At 43.9% G+C, this 17,205-nt stretch carries 14 protein-coding genes; 6 read left to right on the top strand and 8 right to left on the bottom strand.

The window, feature by feature from the left end; all coding sequences use genetic code 11:
- The first annotated feature begins 87 nt into the window (after positions 1-87).
- Genes ACFQZI_RS18030 through ACFQZI_RS18040 form a run of 3 tightly spaced genes read left to right on the top strand, consistent with a single transcriptional unit; the run spans position 88 to position 4,028 of the window.
- Positions 88-777 (top strand): ABC transporter ATP-binding protein, encoded by a 690-nt coding sequence (locus ACFQZI_RS18030; RefSeq protein WP_377144991.1) that lies wholly within the window; start codon positions 88-90, stop codon positions 775-777.
- On the top strand, positions 770-3,337 hold the full coding sequence (locus ACFQZI_RS18035) for an ABC transporter permease (RefSeq protein WP_377144992.1): 2,568 nt from the start codon (positions 770-772) through the stop codon (positions 3,335-3,337). The genes ACFQZI_RS18030 and ACFQZI_RS18035 overlap by 8 nt, the downstream gene beginning before the upstream one ends.
- Positions 3,338-3,347: 10 nt before the next feature.
- Positions 3,348-4,028, top strand: a complete 681-nt coding sequence (locus ACFQZI_RS18040) for an arylesterase (RefSeq protein ID WP_377144994.1) — start codon at positions 3,348-3,350, stop codon at positions 4,026-4,028.
- Between the two features lie 522 nt (positions 4,029-4,550).
- On the opposite strand, the gene fucP is transcribed toward ACFQZI_RS18040, so the two are convergent.
- Complete coding sequence (fucP, locus tag ACFQZI_RS18045; protein WP_377144995.1) at positions 4,551-5,828, bottom strand: L-fucose:H+ symporter permease; 1,278 nt, start codon at positions 5,826-5,828, stop codon at positions 4,551-4,553.
- 150 nt (positions 5,829-5,978) lie between these two features.
- On the opposite strand from fucP, the gene ACFQZI_RS18050 reads away from it, so the two are divergent.
- On the top strand, positions 5,979-7,304 hold the full coding sequence (locus tag ACFQZI_RS18050) for a DEAD/DEAH box helicase (RefSeq protein ID WP_377144997.1): 1,326 nt from the start codon (positions 5,979-5,981) through the stop codon (positions 7,302-7,304).
- Positions 7,305-7,809: 505 nt separating this feature from the next.
- On the opposite strand, the gene ACFQZI_RS18055 is transcribed toward ACFQZI_RS18050, so the two are convergent.
- The 4 genes from ACFQZI_RS18055 to ACFQZI_RS18070 form a co-directional block, all read right to left on the bottom strand.
- Positions 7,810-8,037, bottom strand: a complete 228-nt coding sequence (locus tag ACFQZI_RS18055) for a VF530 family protein (protein WP_377144999.1) — start codon at positions 8,035-8,037, stop codon at positions 7,810-7,812.
- Positions 8,038-8,055: 18 nt separating this feature from the next.
- The gene (locus tag ACFQZI_RS18060; RefSeq protein ID WP_377145000.1) at positions 8,056-8,715 is read right to left on the bottom strand and encodes a bifunctional 4-hydroxy-2-oxoglutarate aldolase/2-dehydro-3-deoxy-phosphogluconate aldolase; all 660 of its coding nucleotides are present in this window, start codon (positions 8,713-8,715) and stop codon (positions 8,056-8,058) included.
- Between the two features lie 106 nt (positions 8,716-8,821).
- Entirely contained in the window at positions 8,822-9,295 is a 474-nt protein-coding gene (locus tag ACFQZI_RS18065) for a DUF4920 domain-containing protein (RefSeq protein WP_377145002.1), read from the bottom strand.
- A 196-nt stretch (positions 9,296-9,491) separates the two neighbouring features.
- The gene (locus ACFQZI_RS18070) at positions 9,492-10,100 is read right to left on the bottom strand and encodes an alpha-ketoglutarate-dependent dioxygenase AlkB family protein (RefSeq protein WP_377145004.1); all 609 of its coding nucleotides are present in this window, start codon (positions 10,098-10,100) and stop codon (positions 9,492-9,494) included.
- 60 nt (positions 10,101-10,160) lie between these two features.
- Here ACFQZI_RS18070 and ACFQZI_RS18075 point away from each other — a divergent pair, with 60 nt between their 5' ends.
- A complete protein-coding gene (locus ACFQZI_RS18075; RefSeq protein ID WP_377145006.1) occupies positions 10,161-10,385 on the top strand; it encodes a hypothetical protein in 225 nt (74 codons plus the stop codon).
- A gap of 84 nt (positions 10,386-10,469) precedes the next feature.
- Positions 10,470-11,348, top strand: a complete 879-nt coding sequence (locus tag ACFQZI_RS18080; protein ID WP_377145008.1) for an alpha/beta fold hydrolase — start codon at positions 10,470-10,472, stop codon at positions 11,346-11,348.
- Here ACFQZI_RS18080 and ACFQZI_RS18085 read toward each other — a convergent pair.
- The 3 genes from ACFQZI_RS18085 to ACFQZI_RS18095 form a co-directional block, all read right to left on the bottom strand.
- Complete coding sequence (locus ACFQZI_RS18085; RefSeq protein WP_377145010.1) at positions 11,326-12,585, bottom strand: sensor histidine kinase; 1,260 nt, start codon at positions 12,583-12,585, stop codon at positions 11,326-11,328. The genes ACFQZI_RS18080 and ACFQZI_RS18085 overlap by 23 nt on opposite strands.
- Before the next feature lie 78 nt (positions 12,586-12,663).
- The gene (locus ACFQZI_RS18090; protein WP_377145012.1) at positions 12,664-15,090 is read right to left on the bottom strand and encodes a PAS domain S-box protein; all 2,427 of its coding nucleotides are present in this window, start codon (positions 15,088-15,090) and stop codon (positions 12,664-12,666) included.
- Positions 15,091-15,215: 125 nt separating this feature from the next.
- Positions 15,216-17,177: an ATP-binding protein gene (locus ACFQZI_RS18095; RefSeq protein ID WP_377145014.1), complete on the bottom strand. Its 1,962-nt coding sequence runs from the start codon at positions 17,175-17,177 to the stop codon at positions 15,216-15,218.
- Between the last annotated feature and the right edge of the window lie 28 nt (positions 17,178-17,205).

Raw genomic sequence — 17,205 nt, forward strand, 5'->3', positions numbered from 1 at the left:
GTAATGCTTGTGTAAGTAATTACTTTACAAACTATTGTTACAAATTATTCTTTGTTATTTACTGATTAATCATACAACTCAACTGCCTTGGAAACCATACTAAACATAGTCAACCTTAACAAAACCTATAAAAGCGCGGGCCGCGAACTGACTGTTTTAGATAACATCAATTTCAGCATTGGCGCGGGCTCTACCAATGCCATCGTCGGCCCATCTGGAAGTGGTAAAACTACGCTGCTTGGGCTTTGCGCCGGGCTTGACAGCGCCACCAGCGGCATTGTTGAGCTAAGCGGAATAAGCTTTACCAACCTGAGCGAAGACAAACGGGCGCAGGTACGTAACCAATATGTAGGCTTCATTTTCCAGAACTTTCAACTGTTGCCAACGCTCACCGCTTTAGAGAACGTGATGGTGCCCTTGGAGCTACGAGGCGAGAAAAACATCAAAGCGCGCTCGCTGGACCTGCTGGACAAGGTTGGCCTTGCCGACCGCGGGTACCATTACCCTGCCCAGCTATCGGGCGGCGAGCAGCAGCGCGTATCGTTGGCAAGGGCATTCTCCAACTCGCCTAAGATCCTGTTTGCCGATGAACCTACCGGGAATTTAGATGCCGAAACCAGCGAAAAGGTAGTTAAACTCATCTTCGACCTGAACCGCGAGGCGGGCACAACCCTTGTGTTAGTAACGCACGACCTGGAACTGGCGGCCAAAACACAACGCATCATTAAAATTAAGGGTGGCAAGTTAGTTGCCGATGACAGGACCGGTAATGAATAACGCACCCATGGATAACGTAAATTTTAAAAGGAAGATAAACTTTGCCTGGCTTTTTAAAATGGCTGTGCGCGATAGCCGCCGAAACCGCTCGCGCCTGTTGCTATTCATCTCATCAATAGTGTTTGGTATAGCGGCTTTGGTGGCCATTTATTCGTTCAGGTACAACATCCAGAATGATATTAACCAACAAGCGGCAACTTTGATTGGTGCCGACCTTACCATTAGCGGTAATAAAGAACCTGACGATAAGCTGCAAAAGGTATTAGAAAAACTGGGCGACGACCGTTCGCAGGAGCGTAGTTTTCCATCAATGGTGCTTTTCCCTAAAAGTTCGTCAACAAGGTTGGTGCAGGTAAAGGCTTTGGAAGGCAATTTCCCCTACTACGGCGATCTTGAAACCACGCCTGTGCAGGCAGGCCGCTCATTTAAAACCGGTAAATATGCCCTGGTCGATAAAACGCTGATGTTGCAATTTAATGCCACGGTGGGCGATTCTATTAAAGTTGGTAACGAAACCTTTGCCATTGCAGGTGTGCTTAATAAAGCGCCAGGGCAAACCGGCATCGCGGCAAGTGTTGCGCCCTTGGTTTATATCCCCATGCAGTACCTGGGCAAAACAGGCTTGATCACGGTAGGCAGCCGTATCAACTATAGCTACTATTACAAATTCAACAACAAAACCAATGTAGAAAAACTGGCCAAGGGAATGGAAACCCAACTGGATAAGGCCGGTTTTAATTACGATACCGTAGAAGGTAAAAAGGAAGGCACCAGTCGCTCGTTCGGCGACCTGTCGAGGTTCTTGTCGTTAGTGGGTTTTATAGCCCTGCTGCTGGGCTGTGTGGGTGTGGCAAGCGCCATCAATATCTACATCCGCGAGAAGATCCGCTCAATTGCCATTATGCGCTGCATGGGCGTTAAAGCTTCTGAAGCATTTTTGATCTATCTGATACAGATTACAGGCATTGGGCTCATTGGCTCGGTAGCCGGGGCTATCCTGGGTACGGCTATCCAGCATTTGCTGCCCTTGGTGCTTAAAGATTTTCTGCCTATCACCATATCGGTAAGTATCTCCTGGCTGGCTATCGGGCAGGGCATTTTACTGGGGTTGATCATTTCTATCCTGTTCGCCCTACTCCCACTGATCTCTATCCGCAATATATCGCCGCTAAACACCTTAAGGCTTTCGTTTGATGATACCACCACTATCCGCGATCCGTTCCGCTGGTTGGTTTATATTTTGGTGGTGTTATTTATTACTTCATTCTCTTACCTGCAAATTGGCAACTGGATGGGTGCAGTATTCTTCACTATTGGTATTGCTGTCGCCTTTCTTGTCCTTACCGCCATTGCGTGGCTGCTTATCCGTTTTACCCGGGTATTGGTCATGAGCGGTTGGAGTTACATCTGGCGGCAGGGTTTTGCCAATTTGTACAGGCCCAATAACCAAACTATCATCTTAACAGTTTCTATTGGTTTAAGCACGGCATTCATTGCTACACTGTTTCTTATACAACAGTTGCTTATAGGGCAGGTAACGCTGTCAACCGGCGATAATCAATCTAATATGATCTTGTTTGACATTCAGGGTTCGCAACAAAAAGCCGTTGCCGACCTTACCCTTAAGCAAGGCCTGCCGGTACTATCGCAAGTCCCCATCATTACCATGCGGCTGGAGAAAGTGAACGGCAAAACTGCCGCTGATGCAAAAAAGGATAGCACACTGCACATTGCCGAACGGGCCTTTACCTACGAGTACCGCGTTACCTATCGCGACTCCACAACCAATTCGGAGAAAATAACCGCGGGTAAATGGGAAGGCAAAGCCGACCCCGGCAAAGATATCCCCGTATCTGCCGAAGAACGTTTTGCCCAACGCATCAACGCTAAAGTTGGCGATAAATTAGTCTTTAACGTTCAGGGTGTTATGATGAACACTTATATCAGCAGTATACGTAAGGTAAATTGGAACAAGGTTTCAACAAACTTTCAGGTGGTATTCCCTACCGGGGTTTTGGAAGACGCCCCACAGATCCACGTATTGCTTACCCACGTGCCCAACAATGCCGTTTCTGCAAAATATCAGCAGGTGGTTGTTAAGCAGTTTCCCAATGTATCTATTATCGACCTTGGGTTGATACTAAATGTGCTTGATGAATTGCTTGGCAAGATCGGCTATGTTATTAAGTTTATGAGTGGCTTTAGCATCATTACGGGTATCATTGTGCTCATATCATCTGTTCGTATCAGCAAATACCAGCGCATACAGGAGAGCGTTTTGCTGCGCACCCTTGGTGGCAGCCGCAGGCAGATCTTCGCCATAACAGCATTAGAATATCTGTTCCTTGGCGCGCTATCTGCCCTTACCGGCATCGTAATTGCCATTGGTGGCAGCTGGCTTTTGGCAAAATACACTTTTGACATGCCCTACGCCGTTAACTTTTTACCGGTGGTGGCCATCTTTTTTATTATTACTTTGTTAACGGTTATCATAGGCCTGCTCAATAGCCGTGGCATCCTTAACAAACCACCGTTGGAAATTCTGCGGTCTAATTCATAAGAACTATAATATGATTAATAAACTTAAAATAACTTCAGCCCTAGCGCTTTCCATAACCCTTGCAAGTTGCGGCAGCAAATCAACATCAACCGATGCCACGGCAACCGACACCACCAAAACCGCCACGGCTGCTACATCAACCAAAAGCATTTTAGTTTTTGGCGATAGCTTGTCGGCAGGCTATGGACTGGATGACCCGTCAGAATCGTACCCGAGTGTACTGCAAACCAAGATAGATTCGGCAAAGTTGCCTTATACGATCATCAACGGCGGCCTTAGCGGCGAAACATCTGCAGGCGGCAAAGGCCGTATAGACTGGCTGCTAAAACAACATATAGACGTATTTGTGCTCGAACTTGGCGCCAACGATGGCCTGCGCGGCATCCCGGTAAAAGAGACTGAGCAAAACCTGCAAACTATTATTGACCACGTAAAAGCGAAATATCCTAAAGCCAAACTGGTAATGCTGGGCATGCAAGTACCGCCAAACATGGGCGCTACTTACGCTACCGATTTTAAAGAAATGTTCCCCAGGCTGGCAACAAAAAATAATATGACACTGGTTCCTTTCCTGCTGCAAGGTGTTGGAGGCGTGCGTAGCTTAAACCAAAAAGATGGCATCCACCCAACGGCAGCCGGCGCTAAAATTTTGGCCAATAATGTATGGGAAGTGATGAAGGGGATATTGTAGGTTAGTAGTTTATTGAAGAAAAGCTTCTTATTTTGCGCGTCATTGAGATACAAAGCAATTGCATGTTGACAGGGTAGTGCTTTTTTGACCGTCAGTCTGCTCATTGCCGCAGGGGCTACTTATTTTGTCTTGATACAAAAGGAAGCAAAAAATCAAGACAAAAAAATCCTTCCCCCACAGGCCTTTACCCATCGGCCCCGGTTTTTTGTCGGCCCACCGCTCCTCAATACTTGTCCTGTGAATTAGTTTATTTGATTGTAATTAGAGTTTGATAAACCCAACGACACCGTCCTTAATGCGGCCTTGGCACATTCGGATAGCATTGGCCTTGCAGCAGCATTAACTTTCAAAGAAGGTGGCACCAGCCGCGACTTTTCTTTGGTTCGTTTCTTTTGAGAGAAAAGAAATGAACATCCACAGGCCATACAACTTAGAACAGCACAATCCTAATGAAAAACTAATAGGCGAATTATCCTAAAAAGATTGCTTCGTACCTCGCAACGTTCTTATTAATGATACCTATTAATGCCCCGCCACCATTTCCACCTTCTTCACCTTCAAATTCCTCAATGCGAACCAGAGGATCATAACGAAGGATACGCCCGGAACGATGTAGGCGATCTGGATGTTGGTAGCATCAGAAATACGGCCCATTATTGGCGGCAATACAGCGCCGCCTACAATCCCCATAATTACTAAAGATGAACCCAGCTTAGTTTGTGGCCCTAAGCCCTTTATGCTTAACGAAAATATGGTTGGGAACATGATAGACATAAAAAATAACACCGCCATCAGTACATAAACAACGCCTGCACCATGTAAGGTTACCGCAGCGGCAATAAGCCCTATGTTGATAATGGAATATGTTACCAAAAGCTTTACCGGGTTAAACACCAGCATTAACGCGGTACCCGATAAGCGGCCCAACATAAACAGCAATAATGCGACGCTTAATAGCGTTGCCGCGCGGTGTTCGCCAAAGCCGGCAACATGCTCGCTGTAGCGGATAAAGAAGCTGGTTACACAAGCCTGCCCGCCCACGTAAAAGAACTCGGCTAATACGCCCGACATGAGGTGCTTGTTTTTGATGAGGTTTTTTATCCTTCCAAATAAAGGTTTGTTCTCTATGGCGCTTACCTCCGGCGATTCTTCTTTAATAACCGGGAATGCCGTACGCCAAACCAAAATGGCAACCAGTAGTACCGCTATGCTGATAACTACAAAAGGAATTTGTACAGATGAAGCCTCGTGGTTCAAGTAGGCTTCGAGCTGGGCAGGAGGCATAGCTTTTTCCTGTGCATCTGTTAAAACCGTACCTGATAGAATGAACGTGCCGCCAATATAGGGCGCGAATGCCGCTGCCATGCCATTGAACGTTTGCGCCAGATTAATGCGAATGGTTGAACTTTTGGGATCGCCAATTAAGGTGATGAGCGGGTTGGCGGCTGTTTCTAAAAATGCCATTCCCGAAAAAACCACAAACAAAGCCCCTAAAAAGAACGCGTAATTACGCACAGCGGCAGCCGGGTAAAACAACATGGCCCCTACCGAAAACAACAGCAAGCCTAATATGATACCGCCTTTATACCCATACTTTTTCATGAATTGCGCCGCCGGGATAGGCAACAGAAAGTAAGCTACGTATGATGCGGAATCTATAAGCGAGGATTGGAAATCTGTTAGCTGACAGGCCTTTTTAAGGTGCGGTATAAGTATAGGATTTAAGTTAAGGGCGAAACCCCAGAGAAAAAACAAAGAGGTGATAAGCGCTACAGCTGCTAAGCTTTTGTCTTTAGACATTGAATGGTATTATTTTTTGAGTAATTGGTGGGCTGAATATATATCTTTTTATTTTAATTCCGTTCCAAACTTCAACTGTGTAATCTACAGATGAAGCAATTCCCTAAAGCGGGATGGTTTTGGTATCTTTGCGCTCTTTATATTTTTGAAATGGCGTGGGCAGAAAAATTTAAGCTGAATAAGCAATTAATAAAATCGGTATTAGAAGCAGGGTTTAACACCCCTAAAGAAATACAGTTAAAAACACTTAACCGCATTATTGGCGGGCAGGATGTGGTTGCTATTGGGGCCGAAGGCTGCGGTAAAACAACTGTGTTGGTTTTGGCTACCCTAAACCGTTTCAAACACAGCGCCGATGGCGTACCCAAAGCGCTTATACTTGCCCCCGATCAGGAGAAGGTATTTGAGCTACTGGCACAGTTCGACAGGCTGAACCGTAACAAAACCATCCGCCTGGTAAGCCTGCACCCCGGCCAAACTACCGAGCAAAATATGGATGACCTTGCAGAAGGTGCCGACATTGTGGTGGCTACCCCCGACAGGGCCCGTGCCATTTACCTTAAGCTTGGATTGAACCTTAACAAAGTTGATTTTTTTGCGGTGGACGACGCGCAGCTTATAGTTAAGAAAGGCTTGCAACTGCCTGTCGTAGAACTGGCTAACAGCATTGGCCGCGCCCAGCGTTTGATATTTACCGAGGTAATGCACGCCAGGCTGGAAAAGATGATAGCACCCTTTATGCTGCAGCCCGCAACTATTGAGGTTGAGGAAATGCCCGATGAACAACTGCCGGTTCACCCTCAAATGCTTTACCATGTACCCAACTTTGGCACCAAGCTAAACCTGCTGAACCTGTTCTTACATGATGAAGAGTTGATCACCAAAACGGTAGTGTTCACCAATACCCGCCTTACTGCCGAAACGGTTTACAAAAGCCTGTCTAACAAATTGCGTAAAGCTGTGGTGATGATAAACCCGCTATCATTCGAATACAATAAGGTTAATAACATTGAAGAATTTAAGATTGATGGCAGCCTGCGTGTGTTAATTGTAGCGAATGAAAGCGGGGCAGAAAGTGATGTTACGGGTATCCCGTTCATTATCCATCTTGACCTGCCTGCCGAAAAAGAAATTTACATACAGCACATTGAAAACCATAATATTGACGCGGATGATGAAACCTTAGCTTTAACCTTCGCGACCGATCTCGAACTTGACCAGGTGCGCCGCATTGAACAGGCCACCGGGCAAAAAATGCAAAGGGCCGAACTGCCCGAAGACCTGGTGATAGAGAAAGACCGCAAGCAGAAGGAAGAAGAAAAAGAACAGGCCAAGGCTAAAAAGCATATCAAACCCGACCCTAACCAATACGTACCGGGTGAGGCTTTCCATGAGAAGAAACCTGAGAATTCGAAAACGTACAACTACAGCTCAGGAACCAAGGCCAAAATGAACATGAAAAAAAAGCATGGGTAGCGTAACTAAGTAATGGTCATGCCAAACTTTAACCGCCGTTGTTGGTGTTGTCACCAACAACTATAAGTTATTCATTAACCCATGTAATTGTTGAGTACAACTCCAACAATAGCGAAAGTTTTAACCGCCGTTGTCGGTGTTGTCACCAAAAACTATACGTTATTTATATTAATCTATGTAATTGTTGGTAACAACAACAACAATGGCGAAATGGTGAAAATGTGATTGTTGGTGACAACACCAACAATGGCGAAATAGCGTAACAACCAATACTGTAAACTTATTTGAGGACGAGCCGTAAACAGGTGTCCCATTCCGTCCCGTTTTTTAAAAAGTGGGACACCTCAATAAAAATTATAAATAATTAATTTACAAATTATTAATTAATTATAGCAAAAGCTTTACTTTAATTACGATTGAATGCTCGTATTATATAAATCCTTAATATACAGTTAATTAAGTATCCCTCCCGCACTGCGTCATAATTTGTGGGACACCCGGGAAATTACCCCTTCATCTCTTTGTGAAATTCGATGTATAAGTCCTCAACCTTGGTACGTGCCCATGGCGTTTTGCGCAGAAACTTAAGGCTTGAGTTGATGCTTGGGTTATCTAAAAAACAATTGATGCGGATGCGGTACCCCATTTCGGCCCAGCCCAGGTGGGCTACCAAAGCTTTCAGGATAGCTTCTAATGTTTTGCCGTGTAGCGGGTCTTTTGATTGATGCTCCATATGGCAAAGGTAATTCTTTTATTTGCTTAGCTGCACCAGTTCGAGGGCTTTAAGGGTATCGTTATATAGCTGGCTGTACAGTCTGTTGTCTAAAACATTACGGCTTATTAATTTGCTTCCCATACCTACCGCACACACCCCTGCGCGGAACCATTCGGCGATATTCGCGGCTTCTAATTCCACCCCGCCGGTTGGTATAAACAATTGCCCCGGAAACAGCTCTCTAATGGACGATATGAAAGCCGGGCCAAGTATATTAGCCGGGAAGATCTTAATAAGCCTGGTGTTGTATTGTTGCGCCACGTGGATCTCGGTGGGTGTCATACATCCCGGGATGTACAGCAGGTCGTAATTGTTGGCTACCAGCGCAACTTCGCTATCAATTATTGGCGATACTATAAAATCTGCCCCGGCATCTACAAAAGCTTCGGCTTCTAAACCTGTTTTAATGGTACCTATACCCAGGTAAAGTCCGGGCATATCTACTGAAACCCTTTGTTTGATACTATACAGGTTGCTCAGCGCCTCTATGCCCCTGTTTGTATATTCTATGACCCTTACCCCCGCATTATACATAGTACGGATGATCTCGAGGCTTACCTCAGCATCCTCATAAAAAAACAATGGCAGCATACCTTGCGACAAAATAGCATCCAATACTTTTTCCTTTTTACTCATTGTTTTAGCTGTTTAATACCAGTTGGTTAGATGAAATTATACATAAAAGGCCATAAAGCAAAAAGCCTGTAATTTCTTACAGGCTTTTAATATAAATAAGGTTTCACTATTTAACTACCAGCACACCATCCGCCATAATAGCGATATCTTTCTTGGGTGTGTTAATCATGGCTATCTCTTCTTTGGTTTTACCTGCATCTGCAGCATAGTGCTTTAAACGCTCAACCGAAGTTTCTTTCACTTTGGCCTTACCTTCTACCACTACGGTTTTACCTACAATATTTTGCGGCATAAAGTAAGCGTAGTCTGTAAACTGCACCATTATAGGTGTACCATTGGCTTGCTGTAATTTCATAAAGCAGCCTTTCTTTTTACAAACCTCCACTACAGTACCGGTAATTTTACCATTGTAAACACTATCGGTGCTAAGGGTGGTATTAAGCGCTTCGGTAGTTACCGCATTGTCTGCTGTAACCGTTTTACCATAGGTAACACCTGCACCTGCAGGTTTAATAGTGCTTTGTGCAAATGTAATGGCGCTAAAGCTAAGGCAAATTGCTAACAGGATCAATTTCTTCATATCAGGTTTATTAAGGTATATCTCTCACAAAAATAGAATTTTATTTTAAAATTACTGGGTGCTCATTAATGATCAATTGATGCACTAATTATTTAGTCAAACTTCGTTAGTTTCTGAATATAAATTTGTTAAGCTACTAATTTACTTAATAGTTAATACAAAATCACAGTTTAAAACCGCTGTCAATATGTCACTGTTAACTAATTACCCTGAATGTAAGGTTGATTCTTTCTTTTATCGCTTTGGTAGATTTTGGCACCTGATGCTCCCAGTTATGCTGAAGGTCGCCTTTCATGATCAGCAGTGAACCATGCTCCAGTTCAACCGAATATTTGAGCTTATGGTTTTGTTTATGCCTTACGTCAAACCGGCGCACCTGCCCAAAACTTACCGATGCTATAATTGGGTTTAAACCGAGTTCAGGCTCATCATCGGCATGCCAGGCTACCGAATCATTGCCATTACGATAATCGTTCAGCAGAACGCTGTTAAACGTTATACCGGCGGCTTCATCAACTCTTTGCTTAATCAACAGTAATTCGGGTGTCCAGGGATACGGGTCGTATTTTTTGCCGCTAAAGGCATATGTCTTGCTATTATCGCCATACCATGCCGTTAGCCTTGGGGTGTTAAGCAACCGGCCATACATCTGGATGGTTTCCTGCTTCCATTGTATAGTGGCCTTTAACCTCTGCATCAGGTCATCACTTTCATCCCGGGTAAAAAAGCCAGGGCGATAATCCATCAGTTCGGAAGGAAGTTTCGGGGCCTGCCCTCCCCCATCAAAAAAACTTAGCTGTTCCATCTATAGCATTTAACAGGTTTTCGGCATGGAAAGTGTTATAAACAATTAAAATAAAGTATTATGAGTTCTGCATTTGTAAAAGAGGGCGACGCCCAGTGGCTGCACGAGATAGGCCCGTCTATGAACGCGCTGCTTGTGTTTTTACAACACGAAAACGGCGGCATAAGGATATACGAACGTAAAAATTATTTTAACCCTACCGAAGGGCGTGATGTTTACCAGATGAGCGATGGCTTAAGCTACGCCAAAAACGACGAAGGTAAGTGGTACATCGTGTGGGACTAAAATGTTAAAATAAGTTAAACGATAGCCGTGTAGTAACTATTTTGATTTTTTTGCGCTAACGTTGTATTACACAAAGCCTACACGATGAAAACTTTACACCTGCTACCTTTAGCATTTTTATTCGCTTTTATTTTTGCTTGTAATTCACCGCAGAAAAAGATCAACCTCACCTCAAATGTTAGCCTGGTGAGCAATGGCGTAAGAATAGATTATACAGACACCGGCAAAGGCGATACCACACTGCTTTTTGTACATGGCTGGGCAATTAATAAAACTTACTGGGCAAACCAGGTGGCCTATTTTAGCAAAAAGTATAGGGTGGTTACTATTGATTTGCCCGGCTTTGGCAAATCGGGTAAGAACAGGACCAAATGGAACACCGTGGCTTACGGGCAGGATATTAAAAATGTTATAAACCAGCTTGGGCTTAAAAATGTAGTATTGGTTGGGCACTCTATGGCCGGGAACATTGTTTTACAAGGCTGTGTTGATGAACCCGGGCATGTGCTTGCACTTGTAGGCGTTGATAACTTTAAATCGGTTGGGATAGCTTCTGCAGATAGTGTGAAAGACAAACAGGAGTATGCCAAAGCCATAGCCGCCATGAAGAAAGATTTCAAAAAAGTTGCAATAGATTGGTTTAACCAGGGGTTGTTTTATAAGACCACCAGCCAGGCCATCAGGAACAGGATCTTAAATGATGTTACCCATACCGACTCTGCCGTTGCCATCGCTACTCAGGAATGGGATAACTTTAATGATGTTACAGCCCTTTTAAAAGCTAAAAAGAAGCTATACCTCATCAATAGCGATTACCAGCCTACAGATACTACCGGGCTTGTGGCTAAAAAGATTCCCTTTAAACTATTGATAGTGCATGATACCGGCCATTTCCCAATGGTAGAAAACCCAAATGCATTCAATAAACTGTTGGATGAGGTTATTGCCGGTTTGAAAGGCTAACTGTATCGCCAATATCTGCCAGCATATATTTTTTGACAGAGAACACAAACACAGCCCCCTCGCCTACCTTTGACTCTGCATAAATAGTACCGCCGAGTTTTTCTACCAGTAGCTTTACGGTATAAAGGCCAAGTCCGTTACCTTTTTTGTTGAAACGATCTAAAGTATTCAGGGTAACATCTTTCTCGAAGATCTTAGTAAGATCTTTCTCGGCAATACCCATACCGTTATCAGAAACTTTAAAATGATAAGTATTATTATCCTCTTTAAACAGAATGCTTACAATTCCGGCTTGTTTATCGTTATACCTAACGGCATTGGTAAGCAGATTCAAAAATATCTGTTCAAGCGCTACAGCTGAGCAGGTTAGCTCGTGTTCGTTACGGGGCAGGTTTACAGTGATATTTGCGGGCACATCAACCAGTTCAACTACGTTTTTTAAAAGCACATTCAGCTTTAAAGTCTCCTGCTTTGATAGCAATGTAGATGGCTGTGTTGAATAGTTGAGCATACCATCAAGCAATGTAAGCAGGCGTTTAGACGCGTTGATTGTTAAGCCTGCAAGGCTGCGGCTTTTATGATCGCCGGTATTTTGCAGACGTAGTTGTAAGGCCTGCGAAGTAAGTAAAATACTGCTGAGCGGGTTTTTAATATCATGTGCCGCGGTAGAAGCAAATTTTTGAATGAACATATTAGCTTCGAGCAGGTCCTCATTACTTTTTTGCAGTTTAGCTATTTTACGGCGCAACTCCATTTGGTTTAAAACCTGCTTGCCAATTACATGTAAAGCTTTTAGTTGCTTATCATTAAGATGTTTGGGTTTATGATCGATTACACACAACGAACCTAATGCGTAGCCATCTTCGTTAACCAGAGGCACACCGGCATAAAACACTACATTTTCATCACCTGTAACCAATGGGTTAGTTGCAAAACGCTCGTCTTTACGGGCATCTTTCACAACCAGGATATCTTTTTTATTAACTATGGTGTGCGTGCAAAAGGCAAATTCCTTTGGTGTTTCGCTTAACTCTACACCATATTTAGATTTAAACCATTGCCGCCTCCCGTCAATTAAACTTATTAAGGCTATAGGCGTTTGGCAAATTTCTGATGCCAGTAATGTCAGTTCGTCAAAGTCTTCTTCGGGGCTGGTATCAAGTAAGTTATAAGAAGCTAAAGAAGCCAACCGTTCGGTTTCGTTCTCGGGTATCGGGTATGAAAAGGTGCTGCTCAAATATTTAATTATAAAGATATAAATGTAACCACTAAAATATACTAAATGGTATTGGAAGAGTCATCTTATATGCCGGGGTTATTTTAATGGTAATGTAAACCAAAATGTACTCCCTTTTCCTAATTCACTGTCTACCCCAATCTCGCCACCGTGCTTGCGTACAATTTCGGCGCTGATGTACAGGCCTAAACCCAAACCAGAATTTTGATAACCCGACGCATCTGTACGGTAATAACGCTCAAACAAGTGCGAAAGTTTTTCTGGGGAAATACCCGGTCCGGTATCTTTAACAGATATTTTAACCGCCGTACCTTTTTTTTCTATTTTAAATACTATCTCTTTGGAATTTGGTGCGTATTTAACAGCGTTGTTTACCATATTAACAATAACCTGGTCTACACGGTGTTCATCGGCAAAAACGTTTAAACTTTTATCCCCTGTAGTAATTAGCTCGTGCTTACCTGAAGCACGCACATGGTTGCAACAATTTGCCAACAGATCGGCAATGTTAAAATTTGATTTATCGAGTTTTAGTTGTCCTTCGTTCATCCGGCTAAGGTTAAGCAGGTCCTCAATAAGGGTACTTATCTTATCCATGCTGCGGTTGCATTGCTCAATTAGCTTAGCCATTATCTGAGTTGAAAGATCTTCCTTTTCTTTCATTCTGTCCATCAGCTGTAGTGCTGCCTTAAGGCTGGTAACTGGCGTTTTAAGTTCATGGCTGGCAATACTGATAAAATCGTCTTTTTGCTGGTCGTAGGCTTTGCTTTCGGTAATATCTATCATGGTACCGGCAATACTTTCGGGCCTATTATCGTCGCTGTAATAAGCCTTACCTGTGGACTTTAGCCATCTCGATTTGCTTCCATCCGCAGGGTTTATTATATATTCCACATCAAAGCTTTGGTTGGTTTCAATAGCCATTTGTATGGCATTTTTTACCCTGTCTAAATGCTCTGGCGCTATTAGCTTTAAAGATTCTTTCAGCGTTAATTTGGCATCATTTGTAAGTCCGTGCATTTTTCTGCCTTGTTCAGACACTGTCAGCTCGTCGGTACTTAACTGTACCGACCATGTACCCATTTCGGCAGAATCTATAGCTTGTTTTAACGTATCCCGCGCTTTTTGCAGTTCTTCGCGGGCGTTCACCTGGTCGGTAATGTTTGTAACCGTTGTTAAAATAGCTTCTACATTTCCATCTAAGTCAAATAAGGGATCGTACGCAAAGTCAATTATATAATTTACCTCACCAAGCGGTGTCATTAACTTTACAGCCATTTCGGGTATAGCTAAGCGCTTGCGGGTTGTAAATACATCCTGCAGCATTTTGGGGAAGGGCTGGTCGGCAATTTCAGGAAACACGTCCATCAGTTTTTTACCTAAAACCTGTTGCGGTGTGCGGCCCCATATCTCATACATGGGGTCATTGGCGATCTCAATGATCAGGTCGCGCCCCCGTAAAACGGTCATACCAATTGGCGCCGTCATTACCATGCTATTTAGCCTGTTTTCGCTTTGCTCTATTTTACGGCGGGCCAAAACCTGGTCGGTAACCTCAAAGGCTATAACCATAATCGCTTTCATTACACCATCGGCATATGTTACCGGTTCGTATACAAAATTTACAAATACCTGTTCGGTTTGGCCATTACGTGTAAAGGTAAATTCGTGTTCGCTGGCATGAAAAGCTATACCGGAATTTATTACTTCGTTCATGACAGGCGCGTAAACCGGTGCCGCTTGTGGCATGGCCTCCCAAATGGTGCGGTTCTCCATATCCGCGCGCTGCCTGCCAACCAGTTCCAGATAGGCATTATTCACCTCCTGTATCATTAAATCGCCGGCGCGGACAATACAAATACCAACCGGCGCCTGGGCTATCATGTTCCTGAACCTCGACTCGCTTTCGGCCAGAGAGATGTTCATGGACTGCAACACCGCCTGAGATTCGGCAAGCTCTTCATTTGTAACCGTAAGTTCTTCTATAGTTGAGGCCAGTTCTTCATTAGATGCGCCAAGCTCCTCGTTAGAGGCGGCTAACTCCTCATTGGTTGATGCCAACTCTTCATTTGCAGCCTGTAGTTCGGCTTCCAGTTCCATTTCGCGCTGGCGGCCCAGGTATCGCTCAGTAACATCAACAGCGGTATGTAAAACACAAATTACCTGGCCTTCGGCGTTGGTAATAGCTTTATATTCAAAATCAAAATAAAAAGGTTGTAGTTGCCCATTTACAACCAGGTCGGCACGGGTATCGCTGCCCGATATGGTTTGCCCTGTATGCAGCACGCTTTGCAACATGCCTAAAAATGGCTGGCCTTTTAATTCCGGCAGTGCCTCTTCAATAGGTTTACCTATTACAGATTTGTCTTTACCCCAAATCGCGATCATTGCATCATTAGCTGTTTCAATGATCATTTCATCTGTACTATGTATGGCAGTGGCTGTTTTTGCCTGGGTCAGTATTTCCAGCAGTTGGTCGCTGCTAAATTGGCTCGGATAAATCATTAATTATGTATCATCTAAAAATGTGCAACGTTTAATGTTTTTCAAAAATTTAATCAAAAAACTCAAACAAAAATTTCGCCAATTATACGGCCCACAACTATTATAGTTATAAATTTTTATAAAACTCAGAGTGGTAATGTAAACCAAAACGTACTCCCTTTACCCAGCTCGCTTTCGGCGCCAATTTGCCCTTTATGTTTACGCACAATTTCCGAACAAATATACAAGCCAAGGCCAAGGCCCGAGTACTGGATGCCGGAGTAATCGGCACGATAATAACGGTCAAATAAATGAGGTAATTTTTCCGGTGCGATACCGGGCCCCTTGTCTTTAACTGATATTTTTGCCATCGCGCCTTCTTTAGAAACGATCAAATAAATTTCGCGGGAATTTGGGGCATATTTAACCGCGTTATTTACAAGGTTTATTACCACCTGGTCTATCCTGTGTTCATCGGCAAAAACCTCCAAATCTGTGTTACCCTCAAATATCAGATCGTACTTGCCGGTCGCCCTAACGTCGTTACAACAGTGGTTTAGCATATCGGCCAGGTTAAAAATTGATTTGTTAAGGTGTAATTGCCCCTCGTTCATACGGCTTACGTTAAGCAGGTCCTCAATCAGGCTGCTTATTTTATCCATACTTCGGTTGCTTTGTTCAATAAGTTTGGGTAACATTTTAGGAGATGGGTTCTCTTTCATCTTATCAAGCAATTGTAACGCTGCTTTTAAACTTGTTATGGGCGTTTTAAGCTCGTGGCTTGCAATGCTTATGAAATCATCCTTACGCTGTTCGTTGGTTTTATTTTCGGTAATATCGTAAGTTACCCCTACCATTCTAACAGGCTTGCCCTGCTCGTTATAACGTGGTTTGCCGGCGGCCGCTATCCAGCGCCTGGTACCATCGGGCAGGGCTATCTGGTACTCGGCATTGTAAACAGAGTTGTGCGTTATAGCATTACCAACCTGCTGCTCTACATATTTTCGGCATTCGGGCAGTATCACCGTCATTAAATCGGGGAAGTTGAACGGCTTATCTAAAGGCCAGCCAAAATTTTGCTTACACTGCGCGGTGCAAAACATAATGCCGGTTTCCAGCTCCAGGTCATAAGAGCCAAATTTACCCGCATCTAATGCAAGCTCCAACCGCTGGTTGGTATCTATAAGTTGTTCGCGGGCGTGGCGCTCATCGGTAATATCCTGCAATGTGCCGCTAAAGCGTATCACCTCGCTATCTATATTAAAAAGCGCTTTACCTTTTGCTTTTACAACACGTGGTATTTGTGTTATAGGGTTAATAATGGTGTATTCAATATCGTACCCACCGCCAGATGAATATTGCATGGCCTGCTGTATCGCGGCTATCACCCTTAACCTGTCGTTAGAGGCAATTACATCAGTAGCTTTTGTTAAGGGTATCTGGTCTTCGGGTTTTAAGCCAAACCACAATTTAAGCCTGTCGTTTCCCGAAAATTTGTTAGTTCTCGGGTCAAGGTCCCAGGTACCAAGGCTGGCGGCATCGATTGCAAATTGCAGTTGGGTTTCGCTCTCGGTAAGGTTATTATTTAAAAGTATAAGTGTTTCCTGCGATTCGGCCAGTTCGTGATTTGTTTCTACCAGCTGCTGGTTAGTGTCAGATAGTGCCTGGTTTACAGCAGCCACCTCTTCGTTCATCTCGGCAACACGCTGCTGGCTTAAAAACCTGTCGGTAACATCCGTAGCGGTGTGTAATATACAGCGCGTGCTACCGTCGGGGTTTAAGATAGCGCGATATGCAAAATCATAATATGATGTCCTCACTTCACCATCTATATCCAGTTCGGCCGGGGCATCAACCCCTTCTATGGTACTACCGGTTAGCCAAACCCTTTTCAGCATATCAATAAACTGCTGCCCTTCTAACACGGGTACCGCTTTTAACAGAGGGAGGCCTATTACGCTTTTGTCTTTACCCCAAAAACGGAGCATGGCATCGTTAGCGCTCTGGATAATAATATCTTCGGAAGTATAAATTGCCGTGGCGTTTTCAGATAGGGATAAAATATCCAATAACTCTTCGCTGCTTAAACGGGTGGGTGAATTAATCATTACGGGGAAAACTTACGGCTTAATAACA

The organism is Mucilaginibacter lutimaris (assembly GCF_042676625.1).
GTDB lineage: Bacteria > Bacteroidota > Bacteroidia > Sphingobacteriales > Sphingobacteriaceae > Mucilaginibacter > Mucilaginibacter lutimaris.